Annotated in this window: 16 protein-coding genes and 1 pseudogene; 9 read left to right on the top strand and 8 right to left on the bottom strand. The window is 60.1% G+C overall.

Annotated features, from left to right (window positions below; translation table 11 throughout):
• Position 1 precedes the first annotated feature (1 nt).
• The 3 genes from AC1DLT_RS01225 to AC1DLT_RS01235 all read left to right on the top strand — a co-directional run bounded on the left by AC1DLT_RS01225 (position 2) and on the right by AC1DLT_RS01235 (position 3,371).
• A complete protein-coding gene (locus AC1DLT_RS01225; protein ID WP_477485606.1) occupies positions 2 to 832 on the top strand; it encodes an NAD-dependent epimerase/dehydratase family protein in 831 nt (276 codons plus the stop codon).
• Positions 829 to 1,710, top strand: coding sequence for an SMP-30/gluconolactonase/LRE family protein (locus AC1DLT_RS01230; RefSeq protein ID WP_477485607.1), 882 nt, complete (start codon positions 829 to 831; stop codon positions 1,708 to 1,710). Before AC1DLT_RS01225 ends, AC1DLT_RS01230 begins: the two co-directional genes overlap by 4 nt.
• 905 nt (positions 1,711 to 2,615) lie before the next feature.
• Positions 2,616 to 3,371 (top strand): SDR family oxidoreductase, encoded by a 756-nt coding sequence (locus tag AC1DLT_RS01235; protein ID WP_477485608.1) that lies wholly within the window; start codon positions 2,616 to 2,618, stop codon positions 3,369 to 3,371.
• Between the two features lie 178 nt (positions 3,372 to 3,549).
• On the opposite strand, the gene AC1DLT_RS01240 is transcribed toward AC1DLT_RS01235, so the two are convergent.
• Both AC1DLT_RS01240 and AC1DLT_RS01245 read right to left on the bottom strand, forming a co-directional pair.
• Positions 3,550 to 6,690, bottom strand: coding sequence for an efflux RND transporter permease subunit (locus tag AC1DLT_RS01240; RefSeq protein ID WP_477485609.1), 3,141 nt, complete (start codon positions 6,688 to 6,690; stop codon positions 3,550 to 3,552).
• 1 nt (position 6,691) lies between these two features.
• Complete coding sequence (locus AC1DLT_RS01245; protein WP_477485610.1) at positions 6,692 to 7,831, bottom strand: efflux RND transporter periplasmic adaptor subunit; 1,140 nt, start codon at positions 7,829 to 7,831, stop codon at positions 6,692 to 6,694.
• 201 nt (positions 7,832 to 8,032) lie between these two features.
• On the opposite strand from AC1DLT_RS01245, the gene AC1DLT_RS01250 reads away from it, so the two are divergent.
• The 4 genes from AC1DLT_RS01250 (at position 8,033) to AC1DLT_RS01265 (ending at position 12,283) form a co-directional block, all read left to right on the top strand.
• Entirely contained in the window at positions 8,033 to 8,704 is a 672-nt protein-coding gene (locus tag AC1DLT_RS01250) for a response regulator transcription factor (RefSeq protein WP_477485611.1), read from the top strand.
• Positions 8,704 to 10,041: a sensor histidine kinase gene (locus AC1DLT_RS01255; RefSeq protein WP_477485982.1), complete on the top strand. Its 1,338-nt coding sequence runs from the start codon at positions 8,704 to 8,706 to the stop codon at positions 10,039 to 10,041. Before AC1DLT_RS01250 ends, AC1DLT_RS01255 begins: the two co-directional genes overlap by 1 nt.
• A 108-nt stretch (positions 10,042 to 10,149) precedes the next feature.
• Positions 10,150 to 11,037 carry a DUF3313 domain-containing protein gene (locus AC1DLT_RS01260; RefSeq protein WP_477485612.1) on the top strand — a complete coding sequence of 296 codons (888 nt, stop codon included), beginning with the start codon at positions 10,150 to 10,152 and terminating at the stop codon, positions 11,035 to 11,037.
• A 400-nt stretch (positions 11,038 to 11,437) separates the two neighbouring features.
• Positions 11,438 to 12,283, top strand: coding sequence for a MipA/OmpV family protein (locus AC1DLT_RS01265; protein WP_477485983.1), 846 nt, complete (start codon positions 11,438 to 11,440; stop codon positions 12,281 to 12,283).
• A 102-nt stretch (positions 12,284 to 12,385) separates the two neighbouring features.
• Here AC1DLT_RS01265 and AC1DLT_RS01270 read toward each other — a convergent pair whose 3' ends face one another.
• The 5 genes from AC1DLT_RS01270 to AC1DLT_RS01290 form a co-directional block, all read right to left on the bottom strand.
• Complete coding sequence (locus tag AC1DLT_RS01270) at positions 12,386 to 13,108, bottom strand: amino acid ABC transporter permease (RefSeq protein WP_477485613.1); 723 nt, start codon at positions 13,106 to 13,108, stop codon at positions 12,386 to 12,388.
• 3 nt (positions 13,109 to 13,111) lie between these two features.
• Positions 13,112 to 13,771 (bottom strand): amino acid ABC transporter permease, encoded by a 660-nt coding sequence (locus AC1DLT_RS01275; RefSeq protein ID WP_477485614.1) that lies wholly within the window; start codon positions 13,769 to 13,771, stop codon positions 13,112 to 13,114.
• Between the two features lie 71 nt (positions 13,772 to 13,842).
• Positions 13,843 to 14,688, bottom strand: a complete 846-nt coding sequence (locus AC1DLT_RS01280; protein WP_477485615.1) for a transporter substrate-binding domain-containing protein — start codon at positions 14,686 to 14,688, stop codon at positions 13,843 to 13,845.
• Positions 14,689 to 14,784: 96 nt separating this feature from the next.
• Positions 14,785 to 15,555 carry an amino acid ABC transporter ATP-binding protein gene (locus AC1DLT_RS01285; RefSeq protein WP_477485616.1) on the bottom strand — a complete coding sequence of 257 codons (771 nt, stop codon included), beginning with the start codon at positions 15,553 to 15,555 and terminating at the stop codon, positions 14,785 to 14,787.
• Positions 15,556 to 15,581: 26 nt separating this feature from the next.
• Positions 15,582 to 16,730 carry an NAD(P)/FAD-dependent oxidoreductase gene (locus AC1DLT_RS01290; RefSeq protein ID WP_477485617.1) on the bottom strand — a complete coding sequence of 383 codons (1,149 nt, stop codon included), beginning with the start codon at positions 16,728 to 16,730 and terminating at the stop codon, positions 15,582 to 15,584.
• A 168-nt stretch (positions 16,731 to 16,898) separates the two neighbouring features.
• On the opposite strand from AC1DLT_RS01290, the gene AC1DLT_RS01295 reads away from it, so the two are divergent.
• Positions 16,899 to 18,017 (top strand): LacI family DNA-binding transcriptional regulator, encoded by a 1,119-nt coding sequence (locus tag AC1DLT_RS01295; protein ID WP_247035071.1) that lies wholly within the window; start codon positions 16,899 to 16,901, stop codon positions 18,015 to 18,017.
• 182 nt (positions 18,018 to 18,199) lie between these two features.
• On the opposite strand, the gene AC1DLT_RS01300 is transcribed toward AC1DLT_RS01295, so the two are convergent.
• Positions 18,200 to 18,923, bottom strand: a protein-coding gene (locus AC1DLT_RS01300; RefSeq protein WP_477485984.1) for an IS5 family transposase whose coding sequence is annotated in 2 segments (ribosomal slippage) — positions 18,200 to 18,605 and positions 18,604 to 18,923 — 726 coding nt in all. Because the reading frame shifts where the segments join, the coding sequence is not laid out codon by codon here.
• A gap of 203 nt (positions 18,924 to 19,126) precedes the next feature.
• On the opposite strand from AC1DLT_RS01300, the pseudogene AC1DLT_RS01305 reads away from it, so the two are divergent.
• Positions 19,127 to 19,546, top strand: a pseudogene (locus AC1DLT_RS01305) (ATP-binding protein); the annotation flags it as partial.
• Positions 19,547 to 19,882 lie beyond the last annotated feature (336 nt).

Below are 19,882 nucleotides of genomic sequence, written 5' to 3' on the forward strand. Positions count from 1 at the left end.
TTTGAAACGGATCGCAATAACCGGCGGGGCGGGCCGCATTGCCACGCAGCTCAGGGATTTTCTGCGCCCTGTCGTGCAGCATATCAGGCTGATCGATGTCAGACCGGCGAAAGAGCTTGCATCGAGTGAAAGTTTTTTCGAAGGCAATCTCGCGGATGCAGATGCGATGCGCGCCGCCCTCGACGGGATGGACGGTGTCATCCATCTTGGCGGTCTGCCTAACGAGGCAGGCATCGACGACATGTTGCAGACAAATATCCTCGGTACCTACAATCTCTACGATGCAGCGCGCGCAACCGGCGTGAACCGCGTTGTTTTTGCCTCCAGCAATCACACGACTGGCTTTTATCCGCGGTCCGAAACGATTACCCCGTTCGATGTTCCCCGCCCCGACACGCGTTACGGCCTGTCAAAATGCTGGGGCGAGATGGTCGCGGGCTTTTATTACGACAAGGCCGGCATCTCGACACTGTCGATCCGCATCGGCAACGCTGCCGCCTATCCGAACAGCGAACGCACGGCTGCCATCTGGATCAGCCCTCGCGACCTCTACCAGCTCGTCTGGATCGGCCTTACCCACCCGGAAATCGCTGCCGCTGTCGTCTACGGCGTTTCGCGCAACGATTCCGGCTGGTGGCGCGACGAAACTGCCGAGCGCCTCGGTTATCGCCCGCAGGACCATAGTCGCGATCACCTGCGTATCGAGCAGATAGCCGAAAGTGCAGTAGCCGCATTCTTTCAGGGCGGCAGCTTCTGCGAAACCGAACACGACGGACAAGTCAGGCAGCGCGACAGAAACGGCCTGATCGTTCCTGGAAAGGCTGGGGCATGAGCAAACCGGACATCATCACCCCGAAGGTGCGACGGGTCATCGACTTTCCGCTGAAGGTCGGCGAATCGCCCACTTGGGACGACCGCACCGGAGATCTCTGGCTGGTCGACATCCTGGCGCCGGCAGCGATCTGCCTGCACGCCAACGGACAGGTCGACCGTTACGACATGCCGCACAAGATCGGCTGCCTGGCGCTCTGCGAAAGCGGCGATATCGCCGTAGCGCTCGAAAACGGCGTTCACCTCCTGAACCCGAAAACCGGGACGATGAAGCTGCTCTGCAATCCCGACGGCGGGCGCCCCGACAGCCGGCTCAATGACGGCAAGGTCGGCCCCGACGGCTGCTTCTGGGTCGGCACCCGTGACGAGGCTATCCCGCAGACCGGCAATGCCCGCCTCTATCGCGTCATGCCCGACGGCTCCTTCACCACGATCATCGATGGCGGGCTGCTGACCTCCAATGGCCTTGCTTGGAGCCCGGACGGCCGAACCATGTATCACTCGGACAGCAGCGGCCTTTTTGCCCAGGTCTTCGATTTCGATCCGCAGAAGGGCGTCACCGGTCCCCCTCGCCGGCTGCACGATTTCGCCCCGGAAGAAGGCCGGCCGGATGGCGCCGCCATGGATGCGAACGGCTTCTACTGGATCGCCGGCATCCTGTCGGGCGGTGTCAACCGGCTGTCGCCGGAGGGCGAGGTCGTGGAGATCTACAAAATGCCGGCGAAATCACCGACCATGCCCTGTTTCGGCGGGCCGGATCTCGCAACGATCTACGTCACCACCCTCTCCACCGACAACAACGGCACGTTCGAACACGGAACGCTCTTCGCCTTCGAAGCCGGCGTCCGCGGCACACCCGTCCACCGTTTCAGGATTTGAACCCGGGGCCGACCGTTGAAGCAGATTTGTGCGCATGGACAAGGAACCGCCATGGGCCAAGCCGCCTCCGGCCAAGTTGCGTCTCAAAGGTTTCGACCGTTTCAAATGGTTTCAGCGCAGAGGGAACTTTCGATGCCACCCGCGGTTAGGAGGCGGTTGTGATAACAGAGAGGAAACATTTCATGATCGTAAAACTTCTCACTGTGAGCGCTCTTGCACTTGGTCTTGCTACTTCCGCATTCGCTCAGGGTGCTGGCGGCGGCACCGGTTCCGGCGGTTCGGGTTCAACCGGCACTTCAGGCACCGGCACATCGACCGACGCCACCGGCACTGGAACCCCGGGCACTGGAGCCGGAGGCGCGATAGTGCCCGACACGACAACGACGGGCAGCACCAACGCGCAAGGCGCGGGTAATTCAGGCAGCACGAACGCTAATTGCGGCCAGAGCCCAACCACTGCGGGGGCAAACGGCACCAACGCATCTACGTCCGACCCGAACAGCCCGACGAACCGGGCAAACTCGTGCTGATCCCGATCTCGCGACATTTCGTTGCCTCAAGCCCCGTAGCCCTTACCGGCTATGGGGCTTTTTGATATTCCCAAAAGCAAACACCGCTCGGGCAACGGCGTTGACCGCGGGCGCTGGCTCGGTTAGTTGTTTGGCTGCAGCGATGAAACCCGCGCTGTCGTAGGCGTTACCGTCATCCAACGCGTCCTTTGTCGAGAAGGTCCCAGCAGGGAGAACTCGACTTTGAAGGCGCGCGGTATGGATTTATATCATCACCCAAGGCCGATCTTTCGCCAAGACCAAGGAAATCTGGTCTTCGATGAGGGATGCCCGTATGGGTTTCGATGACTAGCCGTGGCCTTTCCTTGAACGCAGAACTTCGGAAAGGTTCCAACAATGAGAATGACCGACAACACTATACTGATCACTGGCGGCACGAGCGGGATTGGCCGTGCGCTTGCCGAAGCTCTTCATGATCGAGGCAACCGCGTCATCATAACGGGACGGCGGCAGGGCCAGCTTGAAAGCATCGCGGCCGGTCGCCCCGGCATTGTCGGGATGCACCTCGACTTGGACGATCCTCACTCCCTGACGCGCCTGGCGAGCGACGTCCGCGTACGGTTCCCCGACCTTAATGTATTGATAGCCAACGCCGGGATTTCTCGAACTGAGGATATCGCGTCTGGTGATTGGAAGGTGGCCGAGGCCGAAACGATTGTGCAGACGAATATCCTCGGTGTGCTGCGCGTGATTGCCGCCTTCCTGCCGACATTGAGGAAGCAACGTCACGCAACTATCATGGCGACCAGTTCCGCGCTCGCCTTCGTGCCTCGCGCCGACTTTGCCACATATTGCGCGAGCAAAGCGTTCCTGCATTCATGGCTGGTCTCGCTGCGCCACCAGCTTCGCACCTTGCCTGTCGAGGTTCTCGAATTGTCGCCGCCCTATGTCCAGACCGAATTGACCGGCACTGCACAGGCCGCCGACCCTCGCGCGATGCCTCTGGGCTCTTATATTTCGGAGGTGATGGCGATGCTTGAGCAAGGCAACCACCCGCGCGGCGAATTGCTCCTCGAACGCGATCAGGCCCGCCGCTGGGCTGAACGCGACGGGACTTACGACAACATATTTGCCGCCCTCAATCCCGCCTAAAAGGGGTCGGCACAATCCTTTGCCTTGCCAGCCGACCTACCTCTAACCGAGCAAGTCAGCTACATGGCGAACCGCCTGGAGAGAAGAACCAGGAGTACAAGCGGCCCTCCAAAAAGGGCCGCCATCATGATGGCGGAGAAGAGAAACCTGCCGAGCAGGCGGAGAAGGGTCTTACGAGTCATCGCTTTGCCGATTTCGGCGAGTGAAGTTCGTTTTCGCTGGCCGAATGCGTCCGCACCCTCCCCGCAATCCACTGCGTCAGACTGTCGATGTAGGAGAGGATGACAGGCACCACGATCAAGGTCAGCAGGGTGGAACTGACAAGGCCGCCGATGACGGCATGCGCCATCGGAGCCCGTTGCGCGCCGCCGCTGCCGGCCGCCATCGCGAGCGGGATCATGCCGGCGATCATCGCGAGCGATGTCATGATGATCGGCCGGAACCGTACCGCGCCTGCATTGACGAGCGCCTCGCTGAGGGTCAAACCCTGCCGGCGCTCCCGGTTGGCGAAATCGACCAACAGGATGCCGTTCTTGGTAACGAGCCCCATCAGCATGATGAAGCCAATCATCGAGAACATGTTGATGGTACTTCCCGCGACCATGAGGCCAATAAGCACGCCGACCAGCGACAGCGGAAGTGCAGCCATGATCGCGATCGGCTGGGTGAAGCTTCCGAACTGGGACGCCAACACGACATAGATGAAGATCACCGCCATCGTCAGCGCCTTGAACATGCCGCCTGTCGCTTTCTCTATGTCCTCGGAATCGCCACCGAATTTTATGCGGTAGCCCGCCGGAAGATCTTGCTTGGCTACCATGGCTTCCAGTTCGGCTGTGACATCCCCTACCGCTCGACCAGATATATCCGCCGAGATCAGGATCTCTCTRGACATGTCGAGACGACGGATTTCGGAGGCCGCCGGGACGACTGCAATGTCCGCGACCTGATCCAGCCGGACCATGCGCGGGCTGCCGCTTGCGTCATCGCCAGGGACCTTGATCATCAACTCCCCGAGAGCGGCGGCGTTGGAGCGCTCGTCGCGGGGAAGCCGGACGACAACGTCGTAGGTCTGTCCGCGCCTATCGGTCCAGGTGGAAACGTCTTCGCCGCCGATCAGCGGCGAGAGCATTCCGGCCAACTCGGAGATACCGATGCCCAAATCACTCGCCTGCTCGCGCTTGAGCCGAACGGAAAGGATGGAATTTTCCTCGCTAGCGCTTGAATTGATGTCCACCATGCCGGGCATCCCGCGCATGCCTGTGGTCAGATCCGCCGCGATCTTTTCCAGTACCCGCTGATCGTCACCCAGCACACTCAGTTGGATCGGACTGGCGCCTCCGCCCAGGCCCTCCTGGATGATAGCGATCTTGATCCCCGGTATGACGGAAAGGCGTTCCCGGATGGGACCCGCGATGGTGGCAGGCGTCCGTTTGCGTTGCTCCAACGGTATGAGGCTGACGAGAATGGCGGCTTTATGTTTGCCCATGGTGCTGCCGGTGTTGATCGTCGAGTAGACCGATGCAACTTCCGGAAACTCATGCAGCGCGTTCTCGATCTGCCCCACCTTGGCGCGCGTGTAGTCCAACGAAGAACCTGCCGGCGTCGTCACGTTGATCTGGAATCGACCTTCGTCCGCATTGGGAACGAATTCGACACCCACCAGGGGAACCATCAAAATGCTGCCGACGAGGATGCCGCCAGTCAGCGCAAGCGTGATCAAACGATGTCGCAGGGTCCAGCGGATGATCTGCCGATAGCGCTCGGCGAGCCTTTCGAATCCGGCATCGAAGTGAGCGATCGATCGTCCAACCGGTCCGCGCCTTGCGCCGGGCTCGGCGTCGGGATCATGCCAGACGCTGGAAAGCATGGGGTCGAGGGTGAAGGCGACGAACAGCGAGATCAGCACGGCAGCGGAAACTGTGACCCCGAACTCGTAGAAAAAACGCCCAACCATGCCTTCCATGAACGCGACAGGCAGGAAGACGGCGACGATCGTGGCGGTCGTCGCCGTCACCGCGAGCCCGATTTCGCTCGTGCCATCGAGAGCCGCCTTCAAATGCGACTTGCCCATGTGCAGATGGCGCATGATGTTCTCGCGCACCACGATCGCGTCATCGACAAGGATGCCGATCGAGAGCGTCAACGCCAGCAGGCTGAGCATGTTGAGCGTGAAGCCGAGAAAATCGATGACAGCGAGCGTGCCGATCATGGCGATTGGAAGCGTCAGCCCCGTGATCACCGTGCTTCGCCATGAGTTGAGGAACAGGAAAACGATGGCGACCGCCAATGCCGCTCCCTCGATCAATGTCGATTGCACCTGGCCGAGCGACTCCTGAATGAGGGTCGAGGCATCCGTGATGACTTGAAGCCGCATGTTTTGGGCGCCGAGTTCGGCGTTCAGCTGATCGAGCCGCTTGCGTACATCGCTCACCACCTGCACGGTATTGGCGTCCCGGACCTTGACGATGGCGACGGCGAGTGCTGTTTCGCCGTTATAGATCGCCCGGCTTTCCGGATCCGCCGCGCCATCCTTTACGGTGGCAACATCGCGGAGATAGACCGCTCCACCGCCGCGGCGAGCGACGATCATATCCAGGAGATCCTTCGGTTCCGCGATCCGCCCTTGCACTTGAATAGTGCGTTCCGTCAGACCACTGATCACGCTTCCGGCAGGCTTGTTCTGATTGGCAGCCCGGAGGGCCTTGATGACTTCGTCGACGCCGATACCCAATGCGCGCAGCCGCGTCTCATCGACACTGATGTCGACCTGCCGTTTCTGCCCGCCGATCAGCGTCGCCTGCCCGACCCCGGCTATCGTCGTCAGTTGGCGCAACACGCGCTGGTCGGCGATCGTTGTGAGTTCCGGCATTCCGAGAGAGGGCGAACTGATCGCCACCGAAAGTATCGGTTCGTCTGATGGATTGAACCGCGCCACGACAGGCTTGTCGGCTTCCTCCGGAAGCTCTGCTTCGAGGGCTGCTATCTTATCGCGGACATCCTGCGCTGCCGTCGTGCTAACCACCTCCAGCTTGAACTGGGCGATGACGACCGACCGCCCTTCGTAGGAGGTCGACGTGATCTCATCGAGGCCGCTGATCGTATTGAGCACCTCCTCGACGGGCTTGGTCACCTCCGTCTCGATGGTTTCGGGCGTCGCACCTGGATAGGTCGTCGTGACTACGACAACCGGGACGTCGACATTCGGAAACTGGTCGGCGCCGAGGCGCTGGTAGGAAAACGCGCCAAGCACAAGCAACACCACCATCATCATGGTGGCGAAGACGGGATGACCAATCGAAATGCGGGTGAGAAACATGTCAGCCCGCCTTCGGGATCGTGACGGTGACGTCCGGTCGCAGCTCGGGCAGCGGCACGGTCACGATCGTGTCGCCGTAAGCCAAGCCTTCGGAAATCTCCAGGCTGTTACTCCCGCCTGATCCCAATCCGACAGTCACGGGCTGGCGGACGAGACGGCCTTTTTTCAGCTTGAGGACATAGTCTCCCGTCTCGTCCTTGCGCAGCGAGATAGCCGGTATCACGATCGCGTCTTCATTTTGCCGGACCAGGATCGTGCCCGTCGCGAACGATCCGCCCCGCAGGCGGGCGCCCCCGTTGGAGAGCCGGATATAGACCGGAATGAAGCGCGTGCCTTGATCGGCGACCGGACTGATACGGTCCACGCGTCCGACAACGGTTTGCCCGTCAAGCCCGTCGATGTGCAACTCTGCCCGTTGGGCGATCGCAACACGGTGCACATCGCGCGTCGAGACCAGGACTTTTGCTTCCATAATGCTCGTATCGACGATCGTGAAAAGTTCGGCACCGGCGCCGACGCGGGAGCCCTGATTGATCGCCCGACTTGAGACGACCCCGTCGAACGGCGCCAGAACTTCGGCCTCCCGCAAAGCGGTGCGTGCGATGTCCGCCTGGGCTGAAAGGCTTTTCTGTCTGGCAGTCGAGGCGGCAACTTCGCTTCGTGCCTTGTCGAGCTGCTCCTGGCTCGCGATGTTCTTGTCCGCGAGCTGTTCGATCCTGTTGAGCGACTGCATGGCAAGCAGCATCTCTGCCACCGCGACATCGCGATCGCCTTCACGCTGCTTGAGGAATGACTGGAGATCGTCCGTCTCGAAACGAGCCAGCACGTCCCCTGCCTTGACCGCCTGTCCCGCAACGGCGCGAACCTCGATGATCCTGCCTCCATCCTTGGCGTGCAGGACAGCACGATTGATCGGCTCGAGGTCCCCGCTGACGCGCAGCCGTTCCACCACGGAAGTGGGCCGGATGTCGGCAATTTCCGAAGAAGCCAGCTCCAGCGGTTTGTCGCGTTGGTTCGCCGCGACCGCCTCGACGACCTCTTTCACCCGTTCATTCGCATCGACCGTTCCGCGTGCGGGATCGATAAACACGACAGCGAGGTAGACGCCTCCCAGAAGCATCCCTGCCTTGGTCAATCTCATTGCCCATTTCAAAGCCATAACGACATTCCCTGGATTTAAAGCACGGCCGCCTGCGGGCGGCGCCTCGCGTTTTCGCGACTGGATGGTTCCGGTTGCTAGGCTTTGAGAATTGCAGCAACATTACCTGATGGTTCCTTTGTCCCCGTAATGCTGCCGCAATCTTCGCGGCGGAGAAGAACGGGACAGGAGAGCCAAGGGACGATGAGACTTCTATTGATAGAGGACGAGAGAGAGCTGGCTGGCGCTCTTTCAGCGGCGCTGAGCAAACACGGCATCGTCACCGATCACACCATGCTTCTTGCGGACGCTTTCGAGTTGACGCGCCAGAATACCTACGATGCAATCCTTCTCGACCGGCGGCTGCCTGATGGCGAAGGGCTGACCTTCATCCCGATGTTGAGGCGGACAGGCACCGACACGCCGGTCATTGTGCTGACCGCGCGCAATGAGCCATTGGAGCGTGTCGAAGGGCTGGATGTCGGCGCGGACGATTATCTGGGCAAGCCGTTTCTTGTCGACGAGCTGATGGCGCGATTGCGGGCAGTTCTGCGCCGACCGCCAAGTCTGGCGGAACTTCAAATCACGGTGGGCCGGATGGTGATCGATCCCCTGCATTTGAGCGTAACCGTCGAGTCGACCCCGCTCGACCTGCCCAGGCGCGAACTTCTCGTCCTAGTGGCGCTGGCCAAGCGGAAAGACAAAACTGTCCTTCGATCGACCCTGGAGGCGGCGGTCTACAATTACGAAGAAGAAATCCAGTCGAACGCGCTCGATGCGCATATTTCAAGATTGCGCAAACGACTGCTGGATGCCGGTGCCGGTGTCGCGATCCACAATATCCGCGGCGTCGGATATCTCCTGAGGGAAGAATGATGCGCCTTTCGAACAGATCCAACCCGTCCCTTTGGTGGAAGCTCAGCTGGCAGCTCAGCCTTGTTATCGTCGCCGTGGTTGCCGCGGTGATCATCGGGCTTTGCGTATGGGCAGCGACGATCATGTCGCCCAACATCGCCATGGAAGAGACGGTTGGTTCAGCGATAGCTGCGGCCACGTCACGCGGCAGCCAAGGACGTTTGGAGTTGCGAGAAACGCTGGAGCTAAAGGCACTCAAGGAGCAGAACAGTGCCCTTTGGTATGTGGTGGCTACGATAGATGGTGCATCCGTGTCCTATGGCACCATCCCCCCACCCTATCGGGATCTCGCGCATCTGGTCCATCTGTTCGACGATGCAGACATACGGGGGTCGGCTACGACAAAAGAGGTCGCGACGATCGATAGTGCCGAAACAGCTTTCGGCGAGGTACGGATTCTTTTTGGTGGAGTGGCTGGCAAAGGTTGGCCAGCATTCGCTCTTTTGACCAGGGCCTACCCGATCTATGTCTCTCTGCTTGCCGTCGCTCTGCCAGCGATATTCCTTACCGTTCCGCGCATCGTCGGCCACGCGCTCGCACGGGTGAGCGATGTCGCTGACAAAGCATCGCAGATCCAACCGCGCCAGCACGGAGCACGCCTGCCGGTGGAAGGTATTCCCAAAGAAGTTGCTCCGCTGGTGATTGCATTCAACGGTACGCTGGAGCGGCTTGAGAGTGAATTGAAGAAACGCCAGCGCTTCCTGATCGACGCGGCGCATGAGCTCAGAACACCGATCGCCATCATGCAGACCCGGATCGATGGGACGCCCGAGGGTCAGGAACGCAGGCGATTGTTGAACGACGTTGCGCGTTTGGCCGAGACCGCCGAACAGCTCCTGGACTTTGAGCGCAACGACCAGGCGACCGATCTCCATGAAGCGGTCGATCTCGTCGAGATCGCACGCACGGTGGTTGCCGACCTGGCACCTCAGGCGATCGCTGCCGGCTACCAGATCTCTTTTCAAAGCGAGGTGGAAAGCGTTGAGCGGCGTGGCAGCCCTTCCGCTCTGCCAAGAGCGGTCAGCAATCTGGTCCGCAATGCGATCGACCACGGAGGCGATAGGGGAATGATCACCGTTTCGGTCTCGGCCGGCGGGCGGATCACCGTGGCCGACGAAGGGTCAGGCATACCGGCCGAACATCAGGAACTGGTTTTCGAGCCCTTCTACCGCGTTACCCCCAAAAGCAGAGGCGCAGGCCTCGGTTTGAGCCTGGTGAAACAGATCGTCGCAAACCATCGGGGACAAGTCAGTCTCCAAAGCGGCTCGACCGGAACGCAGATCGCTGTCGATCTTTGATAGACTGCCTGACGGCGGCGCCCGCCGCTATCCGAATGCTCTGTAATGCCGCCGCAATCCTTTGCCCCCACTGTCATCCCGGAACATCCCTGACGGAGGCCAGAAAGCGTGCGTAGCAATCCATCCATTCAATCGTTTCCCCGACGTGTCGGCCCTTCACCAATTCCTGCTTTCAGATCTCTGGGTCTCGCTTTGTCTCTGACACTTGCGGTAAGCGGATGCGCTTCGGTGCCTCTGAAGGAAGGAGCCACCCTGACCTCCTACAGCAATCTTGGCGCACCGAAAGGAACGCTGGCCAAGAAACGCCTCTACATTGATGGTGGACATATGGCCACTGTGAAGACCGTCAGCATCGTGCCGACGACTTTCTCCTTCAGCGCTGCATCCCGCATCAAATCGGAAGCCGACCGCTCGCTGGTGTCGAACGTTCTGGACCGGGCGCTCTGCGTCGCGCTCAGCGACAAATACCAGATCGTTCCGGCTGGCCAAACGGCGGATTTGACGATCCGATCCGTCGTCACCGATATTGTCCCGACGAACAAGGCGATGGCCGGGGTTGCAACCGCCGTAACCGTTGGCACCGGCTTTGTCCTGCCCGTCAGCGTGCCACGCCTGCCCTTCGGCCTCGGAGGATTGGCCGTCGAAGCGGAGGCTGTCGATGGCGGCGGTATTCAGAGCGCGGCGATGCTGTGGGCCCGCGGCGCAAATTCGATCCAGGACAAGCCCCGCGTTTCTGAAGTCGGGGACGCATACGGCCTCGCCTCCAAGTTCGCGTCCGACTTTTCGCGAATGCTCATTTCCGGCAAGGAGCCGAAAGGATTGAACGTCTCCCTTCCTTCAGGGCAAAGGATGCGGTCCTGGCTCGGCGGAAAACCGAAATATCCGGCGTGTGACGCCTTCGGGCGAGCGCCTGGATTGGTGGGAGTCGTGGCGGCCAAGTATGGGGCGCCGCCGGAATGGGCCGACAAGAAACCGAAATCGGTCATTACACGCTGACATATCATCCAAGGGGGGCCGGCATACGCGTCAGCGAAGCCGTTGCACTTTTTACGGAGGAACGGCGGTCGAGCCCTCCAGCGACCGGCGGCTCCGTAAGGCGGCATGGACGGACGGAGCAATGGCCAGCACCCGAAAGCCTTGCGCCGTTCGTCCGCTGCTCGCCGGCATTCGCAGCAGGATTAGTGGCCACTGAGCCCTGGAGCACCGACATTGCCGGCTGATTTTCATCTCGACTTGTAATGCTGCGGCAATTCTTCAACCGCAACATCCCCCCGAAACCATACCCCGGTTTCTTTAGCTTTTATAATCAGGAGTCAATTTGGTGAGCCAGCACGATCAACATCATCCGGAAGACCGGCACCGCAATACGGTCTTTAGCGGAGTTGGGGCTTCCGACATCATTCAGCGAAGGTGGACGATAAAAATCTCGATCGCGGCATTGGCCGCAGCCTCGGCGCTCTTCCCGGTCACGGCGTTTGCGGCCGACCTTGAAGCAACGGACGCGGCGATTGCCCCTCCCCAGCAGTTCGATACCGGACGCTACGGCGGAATTCGCGGCAAACTGCATGACTGGAAGGTGACGATCGGCGTCGGAGCAATTTATATGCCCGAATACGAGGGATCCGACGAATTCGAGGTGCAGCCGTTTCCGCTTATCTCCGCCCAATTCGGGGAGCGGGTGCACCTCGATACCAGTGGCCTCACCGTCGATCTTTTCGAAACAAACGGCTTCAGGGTAGGCGTTACCGGTGGCGTCGAGATGGGGCGCAAGGAGGATGACTCGGACCATCTGCCTGGTCTGGGCGACATCGACATGGGCGGCGTCATCGGAGGGATCGTCAGCTATGACGTCGGTCCATTCGGCGTCTACGCCAAGTTGGACAAGACCATAGGCGGCAGCGAGGGACTGACCGGCACTTTCGGCGCGAAAGTTTCCCATCGCTACGAACGGTTCATCTTCTCCGCCGATGTGTCCGGCACATGGGCCGACGACAAGCACATGGAGTCGTATTTCGGCGTGACGTCGATCCAGTCAGCTCGGTCCGGCCTGGCGGAATACGAAGCGAAGGCGGGGATCAAGCGCGTCGATCTCAAGGGCTCGATCACCTACATGATGACCGAGAACTGGAGCGTCACGGGCGCCGGCGGCGCGGGTTTCCTGCTCGGGGATGCCAAGGACAGCCCGATCGTCAAGGACGACATTCAACCCTTTGCAATGCTGGCAGTCGGATACAAGTTCTAAAGGCGAGTAAAATCGTGCGGCAGCTGTGACGGCTGCCGCCATTCTGCGGCAATTTCGTGAGCGAGGGCGAACCGGCCCGCTCGATATCGTTCGGACTGCAGCTCAGGTCATGGTGGCTTGCAGGGCAACCGTAGGCGCCGCTGGCTGAGTCTTGCCATTCGCCCGCAGGTATGGTTTCGCGAAATGCCGCTCGAGCTTCGCGCCCAAGGCAGATATCGACCAGCAGAGAGCGAAATACACGATCAGAATGGAACCATAGACCAGATAGGCCGGGCTTCCTCCGCGCGCGATGGTCGTCTGCTCGATCAGAATCTGCGCCGAACGCAGCAGTTCGTTGACACCGAGGACCGCACCAAGCGAACTCGCCTGGGTGAGGCTGGTGACGAGGCTGACGTAAGGGGGCAGAATGACCGGCATCGCCTGCGGGAGGATGACCAGAAACAGTCCTTTCCAGCCGCGCAGGCCGGATGACAGGGCAGCTTCCCGCTGGCCGCTCGGCACGGACAGCAGGCCGGCGCGAATAATATGCGCGCCGTTCGCCCCGCCCCAGACCGACACGCTGAGGGCGCTCGACCAGAACGGATTGAACGATAGCCCCGCATGCGGCAGCACGAAATAGACCATCAGCACCGTGACCATCAGCGGAATGTCGCGAAGGCATTCGACGAGACCGTAGACAGGTCGTCTCAACCACGCCGATTGGGCGGAAAGACCGGCTGCGAAGATCACCGCGAAAAGCGTGCCGCCTGCGATCATGACCGACGAGAGAAACAGGGTATTCAAGAGACCGCCCAACAGGAAGGACTGGAATTCCAGAAGCAGCATCGTCTACCTCCCGCCGAATGGTCGGCTGAGACGCCGTTCGACCACGTAGCCGAGGCCAGAGATGGTGAAGACGCAGAGCAGATAAATCACGCAAATCGAAGCGAACATCTCGATCGCCCGGAAATCGTAGGCGATCCGGTCGACAGCGACAAAAGTCAGCTCCACCAGGCCGATCGCCTGCAGGTATGCGGAATTCTTCACGGTCGCCACGATCGTATTCATCGCCGACGGCAGAGCGGCGCGGCTCGCCAGAGGCAGGATGATGAATACCGAATGTTGCCATCGCTTGAGACCGAGCGACGCCGACGCATCATGCATTCCTCTGCCGACAGCCGCGAGACCGGCCCGGAAATTTTCGATCTGAAAGGCACTTGCCCAGGCCGTCAGCGCAATGACCCCGGACCAGAAGATGCTGAACCGCATCCCCAGGCTCGGAAGGCCATAGAAGATAAAGAAGATCTGCACGAGGTAAGGCGTGCCTCGGATGAATTCGACATAGGCAGTGACAGCATATTGCAGCGGTTTGACCCCGCTTGTCCGCAAAACCGCGCCTAACAGGCCGATAAGGCAAGACAGGAATATTGCGAGAAAGCTGACGATCAGCGTCATTTTCAGACCGGTCATCAGATCCGGCAGGGCCTCGAGAATATAAGCAAAATCCATGGCCGTCATCCTGCTCGAAAATACCGGTGAACATGGGTCCTGACGGTCGAACCGTCAGGACCCATGTTCGTTCACTTTGCGGCCGGCGGATCCGTTTCGAAGGATTTTACCATTTCCGCCGCGACGATCGGATCCTTGACGAAGGTCGGCACCGTCTTCGAATAGAATTTCTCGTTCTTCAGCTTCTTGAGGACGCCATTGACGAAAGTTTTCAGCTCCTCTTCCCCTTTGCGGACGCCGACGCCATTAAAGCCGAGATCGACGGGCTCTTCCAGCGTGCGGAATTCAGGATAGTTGCCCGCAAGCGTCGCGATCGTGATTGCGTCACCCACATATCCGTCGGCACGGCCCTGCTGCAGGGCCTGCAGATTGTCGGCATTGGTGTTGAGTTGGACGAATTCCAGGCTCGGAATGCGCTCCTTCAGCCACTTCAGCTGCGACCCGCCCTTGATGATGAGCATCGACTTGCCGTCGAGGTCGGCCAGCTTCTGAACCTTGCTGTCCTTCGGTACGATCACCCGGCTGCTGCCCCAGTAGTAGATATCGGAGTAATCGATCACCTGTTCGCGAGACGGAGTCTTGCCGAGCGTGGCAATGATCAGGTCGATCTTCCCACCAGTCAGGGAAGGAATGCGGGCGTCCGTCGCTACGCAGCTCAGTTCCGCCTTTTCGGCGGCCCCGAAGGCGGCAATGCCGATTTGCTTTGCCATTTCGATCTCGATGCCGGCCGGCTTGCCGTCGGTGCCGGATGCTCCAAATGGAGGAGAATCGCATTTGACGCCGATCCGGACCACGCCGGCGTCCTTGATCGCCTTCGGCGGGGCCTGAGCCGAGGCGGACAGCGCCGGAACCACGAAGGCGGCAAGGGTGCCTAGCGCTATGGCCGAACGGCGAAGCATGCTGATGGATATGTACATGGCTGTTGTTCCCTTTGTATCATTGTTTTGTCCACCGAACGTTTTCCCGTCCGTATGCTTTTTGCCGCAAACCGCGCCGGCTGCAGAAATAACCTGCTAGTGCAATATCTGGTTGAGAAACGCCTTTGTCCGGCTTTCCCGTGGATTGCTGAAGAACTCCTCCGGAGGCGCGGTTTCGACGATCCGTCCCGCATCCATGAAAACGACCCTGTCCGCCACCTGCCGCGCGAAACCCATTTCATGCGTGACGCACACCATGGTCATACCGTCGCTCGCCAGCTGCGCCATCGTGTCCAGCACCTCGCGCACGAGTTCCGGATCGAGTGCCGAGGTCGGTTCATCGAACAGCATGATCTTCGGGTTCATGCAGAGCGATCGGGCGATCGCCGCGCGCTGCTGTTGTCCGCCCGACAGCTGGCTTGGATAAAAATCGGCTTTGTCGGGAATTCGCACCCGTTCCAGATAGGCGCGCGCCACAGCCTCGGCATCCTTTCTCCCAACGCCCTTTACCCAGCGGGGAGCCAGCGTGCAGTTCTCGAGCACGGTAAGATGCGGATAGAGATTGAAGTTCTGAAACACCATGCCGACATCCTGCCGGACGCGGTCGATGATCTTCCTATTGTCGGTCAGCTCCGTACCGTTGACGATGATACGGCCCTTCTGGTGACTTTCCAGATAGTTGATGCAGCGGATCATGGTGGACTTGCCAGAACCCGAGGGACCGCAAACCACCACTTTTTCGCCACGCCTGACGGTGAGGTTGACGTCATGCAACACCTGGAGGATGGAAAACCATTTGTCGACGCCGGACAATTCGACGGCAATTTCCGGATCGGTCATCTCCAAACTCTTCTCCTTCGCCGTCATCTGCGATCTCCTCCCTAACGCGCGGCTTACGAGGCCAAAGCCTGACTTTTCTGCGCGAAACGGGCCGGCCGGAAACTTGCAAGCAGAGGGCTCATCTCACCGGTCATGATTTCACGGGCGATGAGCTCGCCGGTAATCAGCCCCAGCGTCGCGCCGCTATGGCTGAATGCGACGAAATAGCCCGGGATGCCCTCGAGCGGGCCGATCACCGACTCCCCGTCGCCCGGCACGGGCTTCGGTCCGCAATGATAGCTCTCCAGTTCCAGCGCGGGGTTGCCTTCGAGCACGTTCGAGGCTTCCGAAAGAAGGCGACGAAGCGTCTCATCCTTCACCTCGTAAGTCCCATCGGGTCCACGATTGAGTTCCTCCTCCGACCATGCGGAATCGCAGACGATGGCGCCGTCCGGCGTGGGGCGCAGCGCCACGTTCGGTGTATTGAGAACGGCGCGAACTGCGAGCTTGAAAGGCTTCGATTTGACAAGAAGCGCGATCGGCGTGTCATCGGCAATGATATGGCCTGCCTGTTTTGCCATGTCAGGCACGGCCGCACCGGTGGCGACGAGAACCGCATCCGCCTCTATATGCATGCCGTTTGCAGTCGAGACCCCTGCCGCACGTCCGGCTTTGATATTGGCGACGGCTTTGCCGGCACGGGTTACCACCTGGCCGCCGAGGGTTTTGAATTCCTGCACCAGGATGTCGATCAGGGAAGGTAGATCCACCCAGCCCTCACCCGGATTGAAAATCGCGCCCTGACGCGAAATCGCGGCCGCGTTGATGCCGGGCGTGATCTTCGCCACGTCTGCTGCGTCAAGAAGCTGGCAGTCATAACCGATCGCCTGCTCGTGAGCGTAGGCTTCGGCAATCCGGTTCGACGCGTCGTCCGCATCCCATGTCAGGCCACCGTCGAAGCGAAGCCACGCAGCTCCTTCATTGCGGCTTGCCAGCGTCCGGTAGCGATCGATGCCGATAACCCGAAGACGGTGATATTCGGCGGAGCGGAAACGTGCCGAATTGAGCCATGCAAGGGACCGACCGGACGCGCCGCTGGCGAGCGCCCCTTCCGTGACAAGAGTGACGTGCACGCCGAGCCGGGCCAGATGAACCGCCGAAGAAACACCAAAAATACCGCCGCCGATGACGGCGACCCGCTTGCCTGAGGATGGGGCTGTCAAATGCATATTCCTTCGTCTTTGATTGCCGCAGGGCCTTCGTCTATCCAAGGCGCAAAAGCGCCGGTATTTCCAAATGAGACCGGTATCAACCGTATTTGAGACCGGTCTCACATGTCAATGGTGTGATTTTCTTGACGCCGTTTTTTTCTCAGCCTATGTCACGGACCCATGATGAAGAGAACGGCGTCAAAGCGGCTGGTAACCATCTCGGACGTTGCCCAGAGCGCGGGCGTGTCCAAGGCGACGGCCGCACGTGTTCTGGGCAGCTACGGCACGGCAAGCCCTGTCGTGAAGGAGAAGGTTCGCGAAGCCGCAAAGAGGCTCGGTTATCAGGCCAACGAGCTTGCGCGCAGTATGACGACTGGAAAGTCGAAGACGATAGGCGTCGTCGTCGGCGACATCGAAAACCCTTATTTCGGTCAGGCCGTGCGCGGGATCAGCGATGCGGCTCACGCTGCCGGATTCGATGTCATCCTGTCCAATTCCGGCGAGGATGCCGCCAAGGAAAAGGCTGCCGTACGCGTCCTGATGGGCAAGCGGGTGGACGGATTGATCGTTACGCCAGCTTCGGTATTCGAGACCCAGCATCTGCACGAGGTCCAACGATCGGGCCGACCTCTCGTCCTTCTGGACCGGACCATCCCGGATCTTGCGGTCGATGCCGTCGTCACGGACGACCGGCAGGCGGCGGAGGCCGCTACCCGAGCCCTGATCGAGGCTGGCCATCGCCGTATCGCCTACATCTCTGCCACGGAATCGGAGGACCCGATCTACCGGGGACCGCACCAGATCAACCTCAGCACGGTGATGGAGAGAATAGAGGGCGTTGTCGCGGCAAGCCGCTCAGCCGGCATCCAGCATCCGGAACGTTATATCCGGCTCGGTGCCCACCGTCGCGGTCTGGGTGACAAGATCATTGCCGAATTGCTTCAGGGCGCCGACAGGCCGACTGCCATACTGGCGTCTGATACTGTGGTGGCGCTTGAAGTGTTCAAAACCCTCCGCAGATTGGGAATGTCCATCCCCGGCGATCTGTCGCTCGTCGCTTTCCACGATGCCGACTGGACAAGCGTGACCAGCCCGCCGATTACGGTCATCGCTCAGCCGGTCTACGAGCTGGGATTTGAAAGCGCGCAGATCCTTGTCCGGCGTATTACCGGTATGGGCGATACGCCACGCTGCCGGGTACTCGCAACCACGCTCATCAAACGACAATCGATAGGGGCACCGCCGGAGCTTGAGGATAGCGGCGCGGTTCTCCAGGACGATGCCGCGAAAATCGGTTGATGCACCTCGCCGTCATTGCCGTTGATTCCAGCGCTGCAAACTGACGGCTGATGCCGCCCCAAAACCGGCAGATCTGACGCGAATTGCCCTCGACCTGAACGATCGAGGCAAGCAGGTCGATATCGTGGGGAGACCTATTCCAGCTCGGTGTCTTCCACCGTGATGCCGGACTGGAAATGCCACTATTGGTACAAAGCTGCCGACCGGCTGATCCGCGACAAGTGAATGGTTCTGCGGTCGTAGCGGGTGGCGAAGCGGCGGAAGTGCTTCATTCGGTTAAAGCGCCGCTCGATGCGGTTGCGCTGTTTGTAGAGGAGTTCATCGTGCGGAATAATAATCTTGCGCGAGCGGTTTGACGGGATCACCGCCTCGGCTCCCATGTCGGCAATCGTTTCCCGCAAGGCATTGCTGTCATAGGCTTTGTCAGCCAGCACGGCATTGCCGCTCTGGCCCTCCAGAAGAGCCGGCGCTTGCGTGATGTCGCCGACCTGACCGGCAGTCACGATGAAACGCAACGGTCGGCCCAGCGCATCGGCCAGCATGTGGATCTTGGTGGTCAGTCCGCCTCGGGAGCGCCCCAACGCCTGATCCTTGGCCCCCCTTTTCCGGAATTGGCCCCCCTTTTCCGGAAGCTGCCTGCTGATGGGCACGGACGATCGTGCTGTCGATCATCAGGTATTGGTTGTCACGATCGGCCGTCAGCGTCTCGAACACCTGCTCCCAGATGCCAGCATGGCACCAGCGGCTGAAGCGCTTATGCACCGTCTTCCACTTGCCATACCGCTCCGGCAGATCGCGCCAATGTGCGCCGGAGCGCAAAACCCAGAGGCAACCATTGATAAACAAACGGTTATCCGAGCCTGTACGCCCCGGATCGCCCACCTTGCCCGGCAACAAGGACACGATCTTCGTCCACTACCCATCACTCAGTTCATAACGCTTAGCCGCCATAACGACCCCCGTGGTTCAACACGGTGTCCTATGAATTAGCGGTCAGGCGATTTGATGTTGTGGAACGGCTCTGCTCCCACCCTATCCTGAATCCAGGTGCCGAGCGTGTGGTTCGGCGAAGAGCATGGAGCCTTCTCATGACTTTGATCACAACCATCGGTCTCGACACGGGAAAGTCCCACCTGTCCATCGCGCTTGCACGCGCCCTGATCCGCAACGGAGCACGCGGGCGCTTCTTCAACGTCGTCGACCTCGTCAATCGGCTTGAGACGGAGGCACGTAGCGGCAAACAGGGGCGGCTGGCCGACTTCATCACCAGGCTCGACTTCGTCATCATGGACGAACTCGGTTATCTCCCATTTGCCCAGGCCGGCGGCCAGCTCCTCTTCCATCTCATCAGTAGGCTCTACGAGCGGACATCGATCATCGTCACGACGAACCTGGCCTTTGGCGAGTGGCCGGCCGTATTCGGCGATGCCAAAATGACCGCCGCTCTGCTCGATCGGCTCACGCACCATTGCGAGATCGTCGAGACCGGAAACGAATCCTGGCGCTTCAAAAACCGCTCTCAAAGCTAAAGCCGAAAAGGCAAACAACCCGCGCCCGCAGGCCCCTGCGCTAAATGAAAAGCTCCGGGCCTACGCGCGCTGACCCGTTGCAACCAGAAGCAGGGGTTCCTTTTGGACGCCGATACGGGGTCCCGTTACGACGCCGATTGACAGGTGAAGCCGAAACGAGGAATTCGAACTCCGATTCCCGGCATCACCTGCACGGGCGTCACTGCTACCGGCCAGCGAACCACATGAATTGTTGAAGACCTTTTAGGTGCCAAAAGCCACGATATCCGCGCAAAGGCGCATTGGAACGTTGTGACGACCGCGCGTACCTACGTCATCAACAAACACCGCGTTCGG

Source organism: Neorhizobium sp. 05N33 (assembly GCF_056397445.1).